This window comes from Microbulbifer celer (genome assembly GCF_020991125.1).
In the GTDB taxonomy this organism is placed as follows: domain Bacteria; phylum Pseudomonadota; class Gammaproteobacteria; order Pseudomonadales; family Cellvibrionaceae; genus Microbulbifer; species Microbulbifer celer.
On the sequence record NZ_CP087715.1, the window covers coordinates 209,391 to 228,878 of the forward strand.

Genomic DNA, 19,488 nt, shown 5'->3' on the forward strand with positions numbered 1-19,488 from the left:
AAAGTGGATTATATTGAAGGAGTTGAATAAAGATTTTTTCATGCCAGTAAAAATTTCGTCACCAATAGTTACTGGTATTGCGGGTGTGGAAGGCCATAAGTCTATTAATCTTTATTTCTTAGGGAAGTATTCACAGAGCGTCTTTAGTCAAGCGTGGTCAAAAACTCTAAGTTGGAGCCCCAGCCCTTCAATCGAGACAGGGTAATGCTAGGATTTCCGCCAAATTAAGTTAGGGGGATAGACTGGACATCGCTTCCAGTCAGTATTTTCTGGGGAAAATCAAGTGACAAAAATTCTAAGAAGAATTTCGGGATTCATACTGTTTTTTGTGGCAAGTTCGGCTCTTGCTGTAGGGTTATCCGGACCGACGACAGATAAGACTGGTCAGTTTAGGATTAATCTGGAAGGAAATAGTGGGTACGTATCTAGTTTCTATATATCGCGGGACGGAGAAACCTTAGGTAGATCGGATACCCTGGGTAAAAACTACAAAGACGTTTCTCTTGGCGAATCTGGTAAGTATAGGTTTAAGCTTACGGTAGCTACTACCTGCTTGCAATTTTACTACAGTACATGCATGGAACCAGACGGCTATCAGTCAGCCTTTCACTATGTCGATGTAGCCCTTAAGCCTAATAGGCCAACTAGCGCCAGTTTTTCAGAAATAACTAGTGGTTCAGTAGACAGAAATGGCCAGTTTAAATTCAACTGGGGGACGTCTCAGACACCTCCGAAAATCACAGGCTATCAAGTTCAGCAACAAGTAAATGGCGGTGGCTGGTCACAGGTCTACAGGAAGTCAAGTACTACAACTCGATCAATCCAAAGGCCGTCATCTGGAAGGCTAGCGGATGGTACCTATCGATATCGTGTTCGCGCATTCACAACAGTTGGAAGCACTACCAATTGGGGGGATTTCCGCTACTCGAGTACCATAACTGTTAACCGAAAACCGGATCCAGTTGGCTCATTTACACAGCCCGGGTCTGGGACCCAAACAACAGCGTTTCAGGTTGCATGGAGTCCAGTATCTGGTCAGTTCGATACTGTGACTAGATATGAACTTCAGTGCAAGATTCCAGGCCAATCTAAATGGGGCGATTCAAGTTGTACCAAATGGGATGACAGCGCCACCAATAACGGAACTAGTACGAAAAAGACAATTAACTTGGAGACCGGGTCCGAAGGTCAATATCGATTTCAAGCACGCGCATGTAATGGACGAGGGTGTGGCGACTGGTCTCCTGCAAAGGTGGTAGTAGTCGATATACCGATTCCCCCACCTAGCACAGCATCGTTCGATAAGTTGCCTGAGGAGAGTGACTACGGTGACTATGACATTCGTTGGAAATTACCATCCGGCAGCGTGACTTCCTATAAACTGGAAAGACGGTGCAAATTGGGGGGCGCGACATGTGGCGTTGCTGGCTGGCATGAAATTGAGCCTACTGGCGGGCCTCTAAGTCGTATATTTGAAGCTAGAGGAGATATTGCAGATAAATATCAGTATCGCGTGAAGGGTTGTAATGTCGATGCGTGTGCCAATTCATGGGCTACTACGGCTTGGATTGATGTGCATAACTTAGAGGGGGTGGCTCCCGCGGTATCGTTAACTTCTGCTACAAGCCCTGGCAGCATCGAATATGACGCAAGCGTGACCTACCAAGGGGATGCTGCTGTTTCAGTACCAGTGGAAGTTGCTCCTGGCGTTAATGGTCTTATGCCAAATGTCGGTATCCACTACTCTGGCGCGCGATATCGAGAGCGTAATAATGAGGTTTTGCCCGAAGATATTCTCGGTTACGGCTGGCGTATTTCCGGTATGAGCGCTATCCGTCGGTGTGTGAAAAATCGACCGGCGGAAGATTCAATTGAACTCGATACCACTGACTCAATCTGTTTGGACGGTGAGCCGCTTGTTCTTGTTTCAGGGGCACATTGGCAGGCAGGTGCAACGTACAGAACTTTGCGTGATAGCTTTCGCCTAATCGAGTTGAAAGTTCTAAATGGAAAAACGTGGTTCCAAGTGTCCGAGCCAAGTGGTGAGGTTAAGGAATACGGAAAGACAGCTGATAGCCGACTGAAGGCCGGAAGCTCAGTGCACTTTGGATGGACGCTAAATAGGGTCGAAGACTCCTTTGGTAACGAAATTAACTATCTTTACCACCGCGATACAGTTGAGGGTATCAATTATCCGCTTGAGATTACTTATGGAAACAATGCAGATGCAAAAATCGAGTTTTTGTACGGGACTCGGAATGATGCACCACCACAACCGTTGAGCCATGGTGAAATTGAGCAAGAACAGTTGGTATTGTTGCATCACATCAAAGTCAGTTTGGATGGAAATCTACAGCGTGAATACCGACTTATTACTGAACCTGATACCGAAGAATATCGGCGCCTGAAGTACGTCCAGCTTTGTGGGTATGGCGAGTTTGGGCAGAGCTCCGAATGCCTTGAACCCTTATCTATTGGGTGGCTAGATCCGGACGGCGAAAACCCAATTGATATTAAAACAGGTGTGGGCGAGGTCACAGACGGCTTAGGTAAAACGACGCAATTTCATCACGCGATGATGCGCGAAGGCTCTGTCGATGGCCTTTTCAGTGAGCGTCCCTTTGGCGAGGGTGTGGTACCACCAGGGGTGAAACTACTGGATCCCGTAAATGGTGAGTATCGCTGTGTTGTCACCGAAGTGCATCGATCTAATGGCTTCGCCGATGGCTGGCACGTCACTCGCTACAGCTACCAAGGTACGGGTCTAGTTAGTGAGAACCACTGGGGTTTCCTTGGCTACTATGCACAGAAAATCGCCGACGCTGAGACTGGAGTCGTTACCTATAAACAGTTTCGTTCCGATTTCCCTTACATTGGGAAAGTCGCGCGTATCGAGCAGTACGAAGGAAACTATGATGACAATCTACAGCGTCTAACAGCGCAACAATTCCATTATCAATCTCTCTCTCTTGATGTAGTAGGCGGCTCTACTCTCTATCCGTTTGTGAAGCAAAAGCTTCAGGTACAACTTGAAAACAACGAAGTCATTGGGTACGTAGCAGAAGAAACGGATCTGACGACGGAGTTGATTAGTGGCTATGGAGAACTTATTGATGGAGAGGTGCATACAAAAGTGTATGCGCAGGATGCCCAGGTTAGTGCCCCTGGTAGTACCTGGGGCGATGTTTCGGTTACCAGTTTTTCAGAAGTAGAGCGAACTACCGAAAGTGTCTTTACCCTCGATAACCGTGTTTCTCCCTGGATAGTTGGGTTTGTAAGCGGTAAAGCAGTAAATCACTATGATGGTGCAAGTGACTTAGCTCCTGATCGAAGCCAGATTGTTACCGCTATTCCCTACCAAGGTAGTAATAAGGTAGGAGCTGTTACACGTTTCCCTGAAGACCCAGACCTAGAGTTATCTACTACCTATACTTATGATGGCTACGGTAATGTATTAACGGAGACAACATTCGGTGTTAATGTTGATACAAGAACAGCTTCCGCAAGTGGTTACATCGATGCTCGGTACCCTAGCCAGCTCACGAATGCGCTCGAACAGCCGATGACGGTCACTTACGACAAGCGATTTGGAGCGCCTAAAAAAATTACCAACGCTAATTCCAAGTTAACAGAAACTACATACGATGAGTTTGGTCGAGAGATTTCTCGGAAGAATATTGATGGTGTCGAGTTCACGACAAGTTATAGTGTGTGTTATTCCTCTACTTGTCCTGTTTACAACAATGTAATTACCGCATATAAGGTGACGACAAGTTCACCGGTTACACCTCTTTCTGAACGATACTTTGATATTCTCGGTCGGCCGGTACAGCTTGATGTCGAGTCATTCGATGGCACTAAGGTGTCGCGAAAGGAATACAACTACGATGAGGCTGGTCGCCTGTACTTGGAAACCGAGCCGTATTATGAAAACGAAACTAAACCGATATCGATTTATAAGTACGATATTCGAAATCGAATTGAATCAATACAAAAGGCTGCTGGCGGTGAGGTAAGAGCAACTTATAGTCCTCTGTCTTCAGAAGGGAAAGTGAAAGTCACTGTTGAAGAGGATGTATATGATCACGGTGGAAGTTTTGTTGAAACGCAAAAGAAGGTATCGCACTACAATGTAGCGGGTGACCTGGTTGAAACGATCGATGCATTCGGGACCGTGGATCAGGTATCGACTGTTTATGAGCATGATGGGATGGGGCTGCTTGAGAGTGTGGTGATTAATGGTGACCCTGCAACAGAGTCAACATTCGATTACGATGCGGCAGGAAATCGTACCTTCCTATCTGATCCCAATTTGGGCACAGTCACTACAACTTATACCGCACTTAATGAAGTCTGGAACCAGATTGATGGAAAACTTCAAGAAATAGATTATCGCTATGATAAGTTAGGTCGCATTGTAGAAAAGACGAATTCTGATGGGGTTGCTCACTGGAATTACGACCCTGAAGGTGCAATCGGCCAGCTCGCTAACACTGTTTATACAGAAGATGGCGTGGAAATTTTCCGTGAAAGCTATTTCTATATCGACTCGAAAGTTGATTATAAAACCACCGCTTTGGTTGCCGGGGGGCTGAGTAAGTCCTATCGTCATGATTATGACTATGACGGGCTGGGGCGCTTACAATACATCACCTACCCCAGTGGCGTTGAGGCGCATTATCAGTATAACTCTGCAGGCTATTTGGAAGCGATTACAGATGGTAGCTCCACGCTTAAAAGCATCGTAGATACTACAGCTGGTGGTCACTCTATCGCAGAGACCTACGGAAATGGCGTTGCGACAAGTCGTGTATACGATCCGATGACAGGGCAACTTGAATCCATAGCGACACTGGGCGCAAGTACTATTCAGGATAATACATACGAGTGGCGGACTAACGGAACGCTGGAGAGCAGAGTATCATCGGTCGGCGCTGTAAAGCGCGAAGAGTTTACCTACGACTCGATTAATCGACTCAAAACTTCGGATACTAGAGTGGATGGATCTTTGATTCGTTCACTCTCGAACGAGTATGACAAGTTAGGGAATATTTTATCGAAAACTAGCACTAACTCTGAGTACGCTAGTGTCAGCGGTTATCAATATGGACAGGGCGGTAATGCTGGTCGCAACGCTGTCAGTTACGTATCCGTAAATGGAGAGGGATATAACCTACATTATGATAATAATGGAGCTATCACCAGATACGACGCTGTATCTGGTGACGATAAGTGGATAACCTGGAATGGAAGGCATCTGCCGACGGAGATCACGGTGGGTAGCTCCAAGTCGACGGAAACACCGACGGCTCGAGATCGATTCAAGTACGGTCCGAGTGGGCAGAGGTTCTACCGTGAAAGCGCATGGTGGGATGAAGCGAGTCAGTCCATGCAATCAGAAAAGGTGTTTATAGTCGGGGGCTATGAAGATGTTCTTCCGGCGAATGATCCAGATTACCAGCGTATTCAAAAGGTGCAGATAGAGAAAAATATCCAGCACGTGGCGCTTACTGATATCGCAGGCATCTCTTTTGGAACGTTTGAATACATACACAGAGATCATCTCGGTTCCATTGAAAAGGTTACCGATGAAACCGGCAATATCATTCTTGATAGTAGCTTCGATGCATTTGGTTCTCGTCGCGACACCAGCTGGCAGAGCGAGATATCGGCTAGTGACTTGGAGAGTGTTCTCACTGCCCAGGGATTGACCACCAAGAGAGGATTCACTGGTCACGAACATTTGGATCGTACTGGTTTGATTCATATGAATGGGCGTTTGTACGACCCAACCTTAGGCCGGTTCCTGAGTCCCGACCCATTTGTCCAGGCGCCAGCTAATAGTCAAAGTTGGAATCGTTATAGTTATGTATTTAACAGTCCACTTAATTTCACTGACCCTAGTGGTTTCATAGGAATCCGCCAGAAGTTCCACGACTCGACAGGTGGAGGAAGCTCTGATGGCTGGGACGTCTATGTTGTTGGAAATCGGCTGGGTAGTGGATTTAAGGAGACCACCTGGAATGATGTAATCCGTGAATACGGTAACTACTATGACAACCGTAGGACTCCTGGTGAAGAAATAGCTATAGCTTCATCGACCGATGGTGAGGATGAAACAATTGACGAAGTTGTTTGTAATGCGGATCCAGAAACCGGAGAGTGTGCACAAGAGGATCCGCAGTTCAATTCAAACGACCCAAATTATCATGAGTACGAATTACGCACCCAAATTTGTCATACGATGACAACTAGTTGTACAGCGCAGAATGTCTATTCAGCACTGAAACGATTCCCTGCACCTGGATATGATGGGACAAGTTCCGTTGAGAATGGACAAGTTGCAAATGTTCCAGGCTTGGGACACGTAACACATATTGTTAATGATGATCGAATGTCAGTTGTGAATGTGACAATGGGTGACCACTTGCTTTATCCAGGCAAAGTCGTGAGGAGTGTTGTTGTGGAGGGGCCGAAAATTTATGTGAATACATATGGTGATGGTACTGGCCCGCTAGGAACTATGAATGAGATTTTAGACAATGTTGTCTGGGAGCCGGTGGATTGGAAGATACGTAATGCGATATATAATGAATAGGTTGTCGCATAACAGGTGTTATAGAAGGTCTGTTTTATGATGGCCGCACTTGGTTTTTTGTCTGCTTCGATTGCGGCAAGCGCCATTTACACTTTCTGGGCAGTTAGTGGAGATCTCGCATTGTATGCAAGAGTATTTCCAGTTGTTTTCGTGGCGGCGCTTTTGCAATCCTTTTTGTTTGCAGGTCCAGCCTATTTATGGCTTAAAGCAAAGGGTAATTTAAGGTTGATGCCTATAATGGGAGCAGCCGTTTTGTGTGCTGTTCTACCTTGGGCAGTTTTGCACCTAATGAGTGGCTTAGATCATCAGTATTTGCGGTCCGGCAGTCGTATACTTATTGAGGACGGTCATTTGACAATACATTGGTGGAGAAGGTTTTTTATTAATTTAGCCAAGCTGGCTTTTTGTGGGGCTGTTGCGGCAGTGGTATTTAAGGTTGTTATTGATAACAAGAAATTGAACTTATGAGAGTTATTCTAGGGCTCGTATTAGGCCTTGCCCTTTTAACACAGGCCCAAGGTCAAGTTGAGGTATCGGTGGAGGATATTCCGAAAGAAAAATGGGATTCCATGTGGCAAGAGGTGACTAGTGCAACGGGTAGTGCTGTCATTGACGAGGGGACTAGTTATCGAGTGGATGTTCCCGATGAAATGGCTGTTTATTTTTTTACAAAGCCTAACCATACAGCACACCCTGCAGTGGTTAAGCGGTCCGTTGCAACGGAAGGACAAAGCATAGAGTTAAAGACCCAAGCATGGGTGGCAGGTTCGAAAAAGGAATTTGAGGCGTGGTTTGAGGGTTTTCTCCATCAGGACATGGAGGTCAGGAATGAGATGGATGGATCAAGCGATAACAGCGACTAGAAAGAGGGTGTTCAGAATTCTGTGTCAGCCATATAGACTCACAGTTGAATAAGGTGTGATACCTTGGCGTTTATCTATTCACGAGGCATAAAAAACCCGGCACTAAGGCCGGGTTCTCAAACGTTCATCCTGTGAGAGATGAAATCTGACGATTACTGGCGAATACCTTCCACATCCAGGATCATCTCAACGGTCTGGGAGGCCGGGCCCAGATCGTAGTCGATGCCGAAGTCTTTCAGTTTGAATTCGGTAGTGCCGGTAAAGCCTTGACGGTAGCCGCCCCACGGGTCCTTACCACCGCCCACTTCGCTGACATCGATGGTGATCGGCTTGGTTACACCGTGCAGGGTCAGGTTACCCTTCAGCAGCGCTTTACCGTCGCCTTGCGGTTCAAAGCTGGTGCTCTTGAAGGTGGCGGTGGGGAACTCGGCCACGTTCAGGAAATCTTTGCCGCGCAGGTGCTTGTCGCGCTCCGCGTGGTTACTGTTCAGGCTGGTGGTGTCCACGGTGACTTCAACAGTAGAGGCTTCGGGCTTGGCTTCATCGTAAACAAAGTTGCCGTCGAACTTGTCGAAACGGCCATACAGCCAGCTGTAGCCCAGGTGCTTGATGCGGAACTGGACAAATGCGTGGGCGCCTTTGGTGTCGAATTTGTAATCAGCGGCCTGGGCGGTGGCGCCAATCAGTGTGGCAAACAGCAGAACTGCAAGTTTTTTCATGGTCTCTTCCTGTTTTGGTTTATGGACGATTGGTTTGTAAGCTTTTTTCGTGTGCGCGGGGCCCAAGCCCCAGGATCTTGCGCAATGTGGCATCGCGGTTGATAAAATGGTGTTTCAGTGCAGCCAGGCCGTGCAGCAATACCAATCCCATCAGCGTCCACGCCAGCCACTTGTGAATGGTCCCGGCGATATCTTCCTGATTCTCCAGCCCCTGCAGCGTTGCGGGTACCGTGAACCAGTTGAAGACTTCAATAGCGCGTCCGTCCGCGGTGGAAATCAGGTAACCGGCGATGGAGATCACAATCAGCAGCAGGTAAAGCAGGCCGTGTGCCGCGCCGGCGATTTTCTGCTGCCAGCGGGGAGCCGCTTCCGGTGCCGGTGCGGGGTTGGCCCAGCGCCACAATAGCCGCGCGACCAGCAACGCAAACAGGATAATCCCTACCGCCTTGTGGATTTCCGGTCCCTGACGATACCAGGGGTCGTAATAGGAAAGCCCACGCATCCACCAGCCGAGCGCGAACATACCGATGATTGCCGGCGCCATCAGCCAGTGGAACGCGACGGCGACCCAGCCGTAGTGAGTGTCTGTATTACGGGTCTGCACTGTAAACTCCTTGATCCGCGACCGCTTATCTCAGGTCAGGGCAGCATTATAAAAATTCTACGCGCAGGGAATAGCGCAAAAAGCTGAATCTATTGTTCGAAATTTTCGCATGAGCGCAAATAGCGGCAGGCTATTGCCAGCTGGCCAAGAGGTAATAGATCAGATTTACCGCGATAAGTTCAGGTACGATCAGGGGCTGGTGGCGAGAGTCGGCAGGATAGAAGGTTTCAGTGGTGGGACTGGTGGCGGCGCTCCGCGGCGTGCAGCACGCGGTCGAGGATCGCGGGCTCCAGTTGTGTACGGTCACTCAGGGTATGGGCAAGCCACTGTAGGTCGTGCCGGGAGGGATCGTTGGCGTTGCCGTTTTCCAGCGCCAGTTGCTCCAGTTCCCAGATGACGTCCAGCAACAGTTGTGGTTCCAGGTCGCTGTCTTCATCACTCTGGAACAGGCGCTGTTCCAGCCGCTCAATGTCACGCCGCTTGACCACCAGCTCTCCGTACTGGGGATACCAACGCCCACTGAACGGCTCTGGACGGCCGTTGAAGTCGAATGTGATGCGCATTTTGTTGCCATCAGCGTCCCGCAGCAGGGGCGTATCGTTTTCTTCCGCGGGGAAGGCGGGGCGCTGGCGCAGCACACCGACGATTGCCTGCCAGTCGCTTTCGATCGTCGGGCACAGGCGCAGCGGTTGGCTGAGTTCGGTGGTGGGGGTATGGGGGTGGTCGACATAATGGAGTTGCTGGCCGGGGCGGTACCAGTAGAGATCAAGCTGGTGGTCTTCTGCGAGGCGTGCGAGATCGTCGCTGGTGAGGGGCTCTTCGGACAGGGCGCTGAGGTGATCGACCGCCTGCTGAATACTTAGCCAGCGCCGCATATGGAAGGGTCTGCTGCCGGTTTTGCTGCCAGCCTGTGCCATCTCCGCTCCCTATGGCTTTATGGAGTTTTACCCATCAAGGGTAGCAGGTAGCGATGGGTTTTGTTGGCTCAGGAGCTTTAGTTTTTGACTAGCTGGGTGGCGGTGTCGCTACCGGGTATGCCCCTGCGAGACACGAGCTAGGTGCCCCCGTAACCTATCCCTGGGGGCTCTTCTGCGAGGTCCCCTGTCGCAGAAGGTCTCGCAGGGACATACCCGGTATCGCCGCCTTCGCTTCACAACCATCCCTTCTTCTTGAAATACAGAAATGGCGCCATACCCGCCATCAACATCAATAACAGTGCCCAGGGGTAGCCCAAAAGCCAGTCCAACTCCGGCATGTATTTAAAGTTCATTCCGTAGATACTGGCGACCATGGTGGGGGGTAGGAAAACCACCGCGGCAATGGAGAAGATCTTGATGATCTTGCTCTGCTCGATATTGATAAACCCCTGGGTGGAATCCATCAGAAAGTTGATCTTCTCGAACAGAAACGTGGTGTGGGAAAGCAGGGTGTCGATATCACGCAGGATACCCCAGCAGCTTTCGCGCAGGTTGGCATCGTCTTTGAATTGCCGTTGCAGAAAGGCCACAGAACGCTGGGTATCCATCAGGCACAGGCGGATCTTACCGTTGGAGTCTTCCAGTTTTGCCAGGTAGTCGATGGCTTCTTCGAGATCTGCGCCCTCGTCTTCCAGCACCAGGTGGCTGACCTCTCCGAGCTTGAGATAGTTGTCTTCCAACGCATCGGCCAGGTTTTCCACTTTCTGTTCAAACAGTAGCGTGAGTAACTCCTGGGCACTGTGGGCTTCTACCTGGTCGCGTCGTGCCCGCATCCGCAACAGGCGGAAGTCCGCCAGTTCGCTGTCGCGCACGGTAATCAGGCGTTGCGGCTGGAGGATAAACGCCGCAGTGGCGGTTGCATGCCGACCTTCGCTCTGGGTCAGGTACAGGGAGTGAACGTGAATACCTGCGGTATCCACAAAATAACGTGCGGAAGATTCCAGTTCGTCGACATCTTCCGACTCTGGCAGTTCGGTGCGCAGTAACTGTTCCAGCAGGTCCCGTTCATCTGCCTCGGGCTCTTGCAGATCAATCCACGCCGCTTCTGCGAGGGCCCGGTTATCGTAATGACTACCGGAATTGGACTCCCTGATCTTGCCGTGCTGGATTTCAAACAGTCTGAGCATTGCCGCGTCCTGATGATGATATTGCTTACGCCATGTTCGCAAGCTCCCCGCGACAAATCAATTGCCGTCGCTGTGGCGGCAATAAGGTGCTTGGCGCTGCTGATCAAGACTCACACTATCAGGAAAGCCACATGGGGAGCTCTGCACGGATTTTTTCCGAATCGCAGGTGACCAGATTTTTGCGGGACTCTCCGGCAATGGTGGCCAGGGTCGGTGAACTCATGGACATACGCAGTGTGCCCGCCATCGACGGCTCCGCAACAATGTAGAGTTTGTCGTAACGGCCTTCCACGCGGCCTTTTTCCAGGGCGTGCGCAATGTCCCGGGCGAACTTCTGCGCACCCTGTTTGCGCAGTCCGGTGGAGGGGGACATGGCGTGGCGCCCCTCACCACTGCTGTCAAAACTGCGCCCCGGGGCGTCGGTGATCAGGTCGCGCCCTTTCATGCGACCTTCCGGATACACCATGGATTCGATTTCGTGGAGCGTTTTGGCCCGCTTTTCCCCCTCAAAGAGGCGCGCGTGCGTATGGTTTGCTACCAGTACCCAGGCTTTTGACATGACCTTTTACCTCTCATTTTCATTGGGTCGGTTGCGACAGGACTGCGATACAGACCCCGTGCGACTTTTCTCCTTGATAGAGAATTCAATGGTAGAGAGTGCGGCAGGCAGTTCGTAATCCAACCGTGAGACCCGGATCAGCGCACTATACTGGCGGTGTAATCAACCGGGGTTTCAAACCCTAGACCCAGTCCGAAATCTTGAGTAGGAGGTGTGCGATGAAAGTGGAACAGGCAATGCACCGGGGAGTCACCTGGTGCCCGCCGGAAACGCCCTTACGGGAAGTCGCAGAGATGTTACGAGACCACGATGTGGGGGTAATACCGGTAGGGGAAAATGACAAATTGATCGGGATGGTCACGGATCGCGATATCGTCTGTCGCGGTGTGGCGGAAGGTTCGGACCTGAGTGGCCTGACGGCTCGCGATGTGATGAGTGACGGTGTGGAGTTCTGTTTTGCCGATGACAATATGGAAGAGGCCATTGCGCATATGGCGCGCGAGAAGGTCCGTCGGCTGCCGGTAGTGAATGGCGCCAAACGCATGGTGGGAATGCTCAGTATGGGGGATATTTCCCACGGCGCGAATGACGAAGAATGCACCCGTTACGCCTCGGCGGTTTCGGCACATCATTGACCGTGTGAGTGTACTGGTCAGTTGGTTTTCGTACCCGTTTACGGGGGCGCTACTGTCCAAAAAATGTGCATCCGTGCACAAAATGACGACCGGTGGGCGTATATCACTGGTCGGCCCGTTTCCGGGAGATGTTGGAAGCGGGCATTCCTTCCCTGGTTCTGTGAACAAAACCTGTTGACGATGACGCAATCCTACCTCTGATCGGAGAATGCGAATCGTTATTGTTTATGTTATGTTAATGGGCAGCCCCAGTGAAGTGTTTATGGTATTGCGCGAGGGGCAATTGCTATGCGCAATCGTCAGCCCCCCATGTTGTCCGGATTTGCGGGAAGCAATCAGGCCGGTGCAGGGGATGTATCGGCCACACGCAGTAGAGAGCAGAACAGTAGTGCAGGGGAAGAGTAAGAGTGGTGGGAAATGGACATGACCACGGACACGGATAAGTCGCCCATCATCGCCGGTAATGGTAGGCAGGGGATGCTGGATCATTCGGTGACCGGTCACCAGCTGCAGGCACCCGGCCAAACAGCGAGGGGGAGAAGTACGCCAATAGGCGAGGGTGTCTTGCGTGGCAAGTTTTTCCACCACAGTTTCAGTGGTGGCCTGTCAGTGCAGGGTAGCGACGCGGTAGAGCTGCAGAACCTGAGCAGTATGAGCGAGTTACAACCCGGGATCAGCTTCAACCTGATCTTTGCCGGGCAGGTGGATTTCACCCTTGGCCCGCAACGCTGCAGGTTGGGGGCCAGTGAATACCGGTCACTGGAGTGTTCCGCCTATGTCCTGGCGCGCCCGGATATAATGACGCGCTTCACCTGCAGCGGCATGCATGTGCGTAAACTGAGTGTATTTGTGGAGCGGGGCTGGTTGCAGCAGCGTTGCCGCCTGGAAGCGGAACAGGCGCAATTGCACAGGCTGTTTGCCGGTCACGGACAGTTGCGGGTGTGGCGGCCGCAACAGGATACAGCCGGACTGGCGCAGTCCCTGCTTGACGATCAATTGGCGGAACCTGAGTCACCGGGGCTGCCACAGCGTCTGAGTCTCGAATGCCGCACCCTCGCGCTGTTGGAAGCGCTGTTGCAGGAGCTGATCGATCAGCTGCCGGAACCCAGTGAAAAGTGCGATGATTTTCCTCCTGTCCTTCCATCCTTCAAAGACAAAGTGGATACCTGCCTGAAAGAATGCCGCAGGCTGGAAGACGTCGCCACAGCGTTGGGAATCTCTGTCAGCACACTGCAGAGAAAGTTTAAAGCCGCCTACGGATACACGGTAATCGACTATGTGCGTCGCCGCCGGCTGGAAATGGCCCGCTCGGCACTGGTCATTGACGGCATCAGTATCGGTGAAGCGGCCTATATGGCCGGCTACAACCATCCGTCCAATTTTGTCGCGGCGTTTCGCCGTCAGTTCGATGTCACGCCGGCGCGGCTGGTGCGCCAGCATCGCAATCGGCAGCGTCAACCTGTCACGGCAGAGCGGGAAACTGCTGAGTAACCTGAAGTGGAATCGCCGCACGCGGCTTCCTGCCGCGTGCGCCACTGGTCATCGGTTTGTCATAAAAAATACATAGACTGCGGGCATAACCTGGCGGCCCGGAACAGTTGGTCGCCTTGCAATTGCAGGCCGCAGTTTCATGTCGTCTTTCTCTCCCAACCGATGGATAAATCGCCGGCTTCCTACTATCGGCGTCTCGTCCCGGCGCAGTTACACGGCTGCACTGCTGGGTTTACTGCTCGTTACAATCGCAGTTTCCTCCCTGCTGGCGCGCCAGCATATTGAACTCGATACCCTGGGGAAGTATCACGTATACCAGTGCCAGACCGGCGGAGTGACATCTGCGCCGGTGTTTGACCTTCTCGCGGTTTCCTCACACCGCGCGCGCCAGGTAGCGGACCACCTGTGCGCGGCTGCCTCTATGGGGCAGTACTACAGCGCAGTTCGGATCGACTGGCAGCCCCGTGGCCAGCTGAGCGCAAAGGATATCCTCAATGAAACCTACGATCTGATCTGGAGCCGGGAGCACACCATGACTGGCCTGGTGCCGGAATATGCGTCCTATTACGAACCTCTACTGCATTACGATCACTACCAGGTTTACTGGTTCAGCCGCGGCGCCCCACCCAGGCTCACTCCCGAGTACTTTCACGGTAAACGGATCGGGCTGCTGAATGATCGCCAGAGTCACACCATGTACCTGCTACCGCTGGCATCACTAAAGGAAGCGGGGATCGATTTCTCCGCCGAGGAGCTGGTGTACTTTGACGATGCGCCCAGTCTCTACGGCGCCTTTGCCCGCGGTGAGTTGGATCTGGTCAGCGGTGGGCTTTTTCTGGAGCAGGATCTGGATATCCCCCTGTCTCGCACTCTGATTGCCGGCAACGCCACCGCGGCGACACTGTTTGTGCGTAAAGATCGTCCTACGGAGGTAGATTGTGCGGTAGCGTCAGCGCTCGACCAGTTTACCGGGGAGTACCTGCGCAGCCAGCGTGTGTTCGCCGGAGGGCAGCGCTGTGGGTCCTGAGCGTATTCGACAGACTATCCGGCTCGCCGGACTGTGGCTGCTGGTATCTGTATTGCTGTCCGGTCTGGCCTACTGGCAGGCACAGCGGACCGTTGCGCAAGATCTCGCCCGGCAGCTACAGGTCGAACTACCTTCCCGCCTGTCACTGGCGCTGCAGTCTCGCTTTGGGGACGATACCGTGTCGGATCTGGTAGCGGAAAAGCTGGGTAAAGACCTGCAGTCGCTGCCGGTCGATGGCCCTCTGAATCTGGTCGAGCAATGCCAGCTGCATGTGCTGCAGCTCGAAGCCGAACAACACCGTGCAGCAGCGGGGGTTATCAGCGTGCCCTGGTCTCTTGGCAGTGAGCCGCGGTTTGTGCAGCTGCAGCTGACATGTGATTTCCGGTGGGGGTGGCTGCTGGGCAGCCAGAGCCTGCTGGCGCTGATGGCCATTTTATCGATCGCACTGTTACCGCACCCAATGTCGATCAATCACCGCCAGCGGATGCGCCGACTGGTCGAAGCCGGTATTGCACCGGGCAATGCACGGCAACGTGCAGCACAGCTTTCGGATCGTGCCATGGCCTGGTTTGATTGTGCGTTGCGCGCGGACGATATGGATGGAGAAAAGGCCCTGGCGGCCGCCGTTTGTGAGGATTCACTGGTTTTTGACTGCAGGCAGCGCCGGGTGATTGTGCACGGTATCCCGGTTGCGCTGGCGAAAACGCCGTTCTTCTATTTTCTCTGGTATGCCCGCCAGCGCCAATACGGAGATGGCTGGTATCGGAACCCGCCGGTAAACCGTCCTGATCGCGATGCCGCTGCGTCACTGATTACATTGATGGAAGCCCACGGTGGCCATAATAAGTCCATCAACGACCTGAAGGAGCACGGGCTGCGCGCGAAAACCCTGGACCAGAACCGCAATAAAATCCGCGATGAACTGATCACTGTACTGGGAGAAGATCTGGCTGCGCCCTACCTTTTTGCCTCTGAACGCGATCTCAAAAGCGGTCGTTACCGCTACCGGCTGCTCCTGGATGCCCGGCAGATTGAATTTATAACTTAATGATTAATAAGGATTTTTTCTTTAGAGATATCTCTTTTTGCCATTGAGGTGTCTTTTTAACCCGACTGTCACAGGCAATTTTGATCATGCGCTCCGAACGCCCCGGCAATGATCCGGGCCCTTGCGAGACCTGACGTGCAAACAACCGAGTCTTATTCGGAGCAGAACAATGATCAAATTCAAGCGCAACAGACTTTCTCTGTTGATTTCACTCTCCCCCTCCCTTGTCCTTGCCGGTGTGGCCCTGCCGGGCATGGCGCAGAGCGTCGACGGTAGCGCAGCGGAGGCGGTTGAAGAAATCGTGGTGATGGCATCGCCGATCCGCGACAGTCAAAAGGCCGCGATCGATGCCAAGCGCGATGCGGACAACAATGTTGACGTGATCTCCGCCGATACCATTGGCCGCTTCCCCGACCAGAACCTGGCGGATTCCCTCGGCCGTGTACCGGGCCTCGCCATCGAGCGCGACCAGGGACAGGCGCGCTATATCAATTTCCGCGGTGCCCCATTCCGCTATACCTCGCTGGCCATCGACGGTCTGAGTATTCCCGGTGCCGAGAACGGTCGTGTGCCGCGTTTTGACAGTTTTCCGTCGGTGATCACCAGCCGCATCGACGCCAATAAGGCGATCATGCCCAACATGCCCGGGGAGGCGGTTTCCGGCTACATCAATATTTCCACCTTCGATCCATTCGCACAGTCCGGCTGGGCGGTTTCTACCGATGTGGGGCTCGGCAACCAGCAGCTGGGCGACGGCGATATCGAAAAGCTCGCCCTGCGCACTTCCTGGTCCGGTGACAATTTCGGATTCTCCCTGTTCACCTCCGAGAACAGCCGCGAGCAGACCACCGACAACCGCGAATACGGCATCGAGCGCGATGCCAATGGCGAGCTGCTGGTCAACGAGCTGGACTTTCGCAGCTATAAAGTGACCCGTGAAGACCGCGCCCACGGTGGCCGCTTCGAGTTCCGCGGCGACGGTGCGGTGGAGCGGGTATTTGTCAGTACCCTGTACAACGAATTTCAGGACTTTGAAGAGCGCAACCAGTTTGTGTTCGATTTCGCCGGCGGCGCCGACGCAGTAGGCGCACCGCAAGTGAGCGGAGAGGTGGGTGAAAATCAGTTCGCCCTGGTTGGACGCGCGCTGGAATACGGGCTGTACGAAAACTCCACTTTCACCAACACCCTCGGTGCCGACTTTGCCCTGGGTGAGTGGCTGCTGGAATCCCGCATCAACTTCACCGAAACCGAAAACATCATGTACCTGCCGATGCCCCGCAGCGAAGGCGGCTTCGTGATGGCGAGTTTTGATGTCAGCGATCTGTACGACCCGGCAGTTTCTGACCTGGTGGATTTTGCCACCCAGACGCCAGTCGGCATCAACGATATTCAGTACAGCGCTCGCGGACGACTGGGCATGCAGATCGGTTCCGAAATGAGTATCGATGCCACCAAGTTCAAACTGGACGCCGAGCGCGACCTGATGTTGTTTGGCCTGGACGCCACTGTGAAAACCGGTGTGGAAATGGATTCCCGTGAGGCCGACGGTTACGGCATGGTACTGGCCATGGGTGAATTCCCGGCGGAAATCAATATCGCCGATTACGCCACCGATAAAGCCTGGGACAGCAACTTCAGCAACGGCATTACCGGCGCAACCTATTACGACAACAAAGCTCTGCGTAAAGCTTGGGCCGACGTTGCTGGCGGCCTGAACCTGACCCCGAACGATTCCCAGGCCATCCGCCTGGAAGAAGACGTCACCGCCGGTTACGTCATGGTAACCACCCGCTACGACTGGGGTAATCTGGTACTGGGCGCACGGGCGGAAAATACCGATTACCTGAGCGAAGGCCCCACCGGCAACTTCGAAGACAGCTTCACCCATGTGCTTCCCAGTGCACACCTGAATGTGGACCTGGCGGAGGATGTGAAACTGCGTATGTCCGTCTCCACCGGCGTCAGCCGCCCGACCTATTCCGAGTGGCGCGGCGACGACATGGTGGATTTTATTCAGAGCACAGTCACCGCGGGCAACCCGGAACTGGACGCGGAAGAATCCCTGGGTGCGGATCTGGCGCTGGAGTGGTATGCGGGCGATGCCAGCCTGCTGAGTGCCGGCCTGTTCACCCGGAACATCGACAACGTGATCTACGCGCAGAGCGACTACATTCCCGGTGATGCCTACCTGCCGGACGTGGGGGCCGATGGCTGGGTCTACACCCAGTACATCAATGGCAGCAACGGCAAGATGCGCGGCGCCGAGTTCAATGCTATCGCCCAGGCGGCGGATTTTCTGCCGGCACTGGATGGCTTCGGCATCAGCGCCAACCTGACCTTGCTGGACAGCGAGTTTGAAACCCGCGATGGCAGTCGCCACAGCCTGCCGGGTACTTCCGACAGTATCTTCAATGCCTCCGTGTTCTACGAGATGGAAGGGTTCTCCATCCGCCTGAACCACCAGTACCGCGACGATTGGCTCTCCACCACCGAGAACGTCGGCATGACCGATTACTGGGCAGAGCAGCAGCGTGTAGATCTGTCAGTGAGCTACGACCTGCCGACGCCGGTATTGGGTGCGGATGTCACCCTGTATGCGAATGCTAACAACCTGACCGATGAACAGGATGTGCGTTACACCGGTGATGAAAGTATGCCCAATCAGGTGGAAAACTTCGGCCGCCGCTACCTGGCTGGCTTCCGGGTGAACTTCTGATTTCCTTTTCGTGAATGTCCTTTTTCAGGGTGCTTGGGCCAGCCCATTGGCCCGGTATCCATACCCACTTACAAACTGATATTGAGGTAGACCATGCAAAATAAATTCATCCATGGAATCCTGGCGGCGGCGATTTCTCTGGTCCTCGGGGCCTGCAGTGCAACGGCCCCGGTTGCGGATAGCGCGCAGACCGCTGCGGTTAAATCCAACGTAGAGCAGACCCGTGTGCTGCCGCTGGAAGGCGGGCGCAACTTCCGCGATCTCGGCGGTTATGAGACCACCGATGGCAAAACCGTGAAGTGGGGCAAACTGTATCGTTCCGGCGTGCTGACCAACCTGACCGGCGATGATTATGACTACCTGCGTGATCGTGCAATTGCCACTATCGTGGATTTCCGCTCCACCCGCGAACGCACAGAAGAACCTACCAACTGGCAGGCGGGCAGCGTGATGCAACTGAAGTGGGACTACGACATGGGCAACTGGGAGCAGGAGTTCGCCAAGGTCATGTCCAAACCTGACTTCGGCAAAGAAGATCTGGTGGAAATGATGGACAAAGGCTATGTGGGCCTTGTGAAGCAGCAGACGCCGGCCTACCGCGCCATGTTCCAGAAATTGATCGAGAGCGACGATCCGTTATTATTCCACTGCTCCGCCGGTAAAGACCGCACGGGAATTGGCGCTGCGCTGATTCTCACCGCCCTGGGGGTGGATCGCGAAACCATCAAGCAGGATTACATGCTGTCGAACAAAGCCCTGCAGGGTTCGAATATGATGGAGTTGCCGGAAGACGCCACCGAGAAGCAGAAGCAGATGTTTGCCTTCTTCTCTCAGCTCCCCCCGGAAGTGCGTCAGGTGCTGGCGGGAGTAGAAGTATCCTGGCTGGAAACGGCTTTCGCCGAGATGGAGCGTGAACATGGCTCTGTGGAAGGCTATATCGAGCATGCGCTGGATGTGGATGCTCAGGAATTGGCTCTGCTGAAGTCGCGCTACCTGCAATAACTCTGCTCCGGGCGATAATGCTCGTATTGCTCAGAGGCAACATGCAATAGCGGGCTGCGCTGTATCTGGCCCGCTGATTGCAGGGAGTGGTGATCGGGCATTTCTGGTTGAGGCCGGGAGTG

Annotated in this window: 14 protein-coding genes and 1 pseudogene; 10 read left to right on the top strand and 5 right to left on the bottom strand. The window is 53.1% G+C overall.

Features of this window, described 5'->3' with window-relative positions; all coding sequences use genetic code 11:
* Positions 1-577 precede the first annotated feature (577 nt).
* From LPW13_RS18210 to LPW13_RS00815, 4 genes and pseudogenes are all read left to right on the top strand, one after another.
* A pseudogene (locus LPW13_RS18210) lies at positions 578-1,255 on the top strand (hypothetical protein); the annotation flags it as partial.
* 51 nt (positions 1,256-1,306) lie between these two features.
* Complete coding sequence (locus LPW13_RS00805) at positions 1,307-6,598, top strand: RHS repeat-associated core domain-containing protein (protein WP_230437555.1); 5,292 nt, start codon at positions 1,307-1,309, stop codon at positions 6,596-6,598.
* 36 nt (positions 6,599-6,634) lie between these two features.
* Positions 6,635-7,066, top strand: coding sequence for a hypothetical protein (locus LPW13_RS00810; protein ID WP_230437556.1), 432 nt, complete (start codon positions 6,635-6,637; stop codon positions 7,064-7,066).
* The gene (locus LPW13_RS00815) at positions 7,063-7,461 is read left to right on the top strand and encodes a hypothetical protein (protein WP_230437557.1); all 399 of its coding nucleotides are present in this window, start codon (positions 7,063-7,065) and stop codon (positions 7,459-7,461) included. Before LPW13_RS00810 ends, LPW13_RS00815 begins: the two co-directional genes overlap by 4 nt.
* Positions 7,462-7,613: 152 nt before the next feature.
* On the opposite strand, the gene LPW13_RS00820 is transcribed toward LPW13_RS00815, so the two are convergent.
* The 5 genes from LPW13_RS00820 to LPW13_RS00840 form a co-directional block, all read right to left on the bottom strand.
* Complete coding sequence (locus LPW13_RS00820; RefSeq protein WP_230437558.1) at positions 7,614-8,180, bottom strand: YceI family protein; 567 nt, start codon at positions 8,178-8,180, stop codon at positions 7,614-7,616.
* Between the two features lie 19 nt (positions 8,181-8,199).
* Positions 8,200-8,784 (bottom strand): cytochrome b, encoded by a 585-nt coding sequence (locus tag LPW13_RS00825; protein WP_230437559.1) that lies wholly within the window; start codon positions 8,782-8,784, stop codon positions 8,200-8,202.
* Between the two features lie 227 nt (positions 8,785-9,011).
* On the bottom strand, positions 9,012-9,659 hold the full coding sequence (locus LPW13_RS00830) for a hypothetical protein (protein ID WP_230437560.1): 648 nt from the start codon (positions 9,657-9,659) through the stop codon (positions 9,012-9,014).
* A gap of 275 nt (positions 9,660-9,934) precedes the next feature.
* Positions 9,935-10,888, bottom strand: a complete 954-nt coding sequence (gene corA / locus LPW13_RS00835) for a magnesium/cobalt transporter CorA (RefSeq protein ID WP_230437561.1) — start codon at positions 10,886-10,888, stop codon at positions 9,935-9,937.
* 118 nt (positions 10,889-11,006) lie between these two features.
* Positions 11,007-11,447 carry a host attachment protein gene (locus LPW13_RS00840; RefSeq protein WP_230437562.1) on the bottom strand — a complete coding sequence of 147 codons (441 nt, stop codon included), beginning with the start codon at positions 11,445-11,447 and terminating at the stop codon, positions 11,007-11,009.
* 218 nt (positions 11,448-11,665) lie between these two features.
* Between LPW13_RS00840 and LPW13_RS00845 the strand changes: the two genes are divergently transcribed.
* From LPW13_RS00845 to LPW13_RS00870, 6 genes are all read left to right on the top strand, one after another.
* Positions 11,666-12,082 carry a CBS domain-containing protein gene (locus LPW13_RS00845; RefSeq protein WP_230437563.1) on the top strand — a complete coding sequence of 139 codons (417 nt, stop codon included), beginning with the start codon at positions 11,666-11,668 and terminating at the stop codon, positions 12,080-12,082.
* A 423-nt stretch (positions 12,083-12,505) separates the two neighbouring features.
* Positions 12,506-13,573 (top strand): helix-turn-helix transcriptional regulator, encoded by a 1,068-nt coding sequence (locus tag LPW13_RS00850; protein WP_230437564.1) that lies wholly within the window; start codon positions 12,506-12,508, stop codon positions 13,571-13,573.
* A 139-nt stretch (positions 13,574-13,712) separates the two neighbouring features.
* Positions 13,713-14,600, top strand: a complete 888-nt coding sequence (locus LPW13_RS00855; RefSeq protein ID WP_230437565.1) for a hypothetical protein — start codon at positions 13,713-13,715, stop codon at positions 14,598-14,600.
* The gene (locus LPW13_RS00860) at positions 14,590-15,648 is read left to right on the top strand and encodes a hypothetical protein (protein WP_230437566.1); all 1,059 of its coding nucleotides are present in this window, start codon (positions 14,590-14,592) and stop codon (positions 15,646-15,648) included. The genes LPW13_RS00855 and LPW13_RS00860 overlap by 11 nt, the downstream gene beginning before the upstream one ends.
* A 169-nt stretch (positions 15,649-15,817) precedes the next feature.
* Positions 15,818-18,364 (top strand): TonB-dependent receptor, encoded by a 2,547-nt coding sequence (locus LPW13_RS00865; RefSeq protein WP_230437567.1) that lies wholly within the window; start codon positions 15,818-15,820, stop codon positions 18,362-18,364.
* A 93-nt stretch (positions 18,365-18,457) separates the two neighbouring features.
* A complete protein-coding gene (locus tag LPW13_RS00870; protein ID WP_230437568.1) occupies positions 18,458-19,366 on the top strand; it encodes a tyrosine-protein phosphatase in 909 nt (302 codons plus the stop codon).
* Positions 19,367-19,488 lie beyond the last annotated feature (122 nt).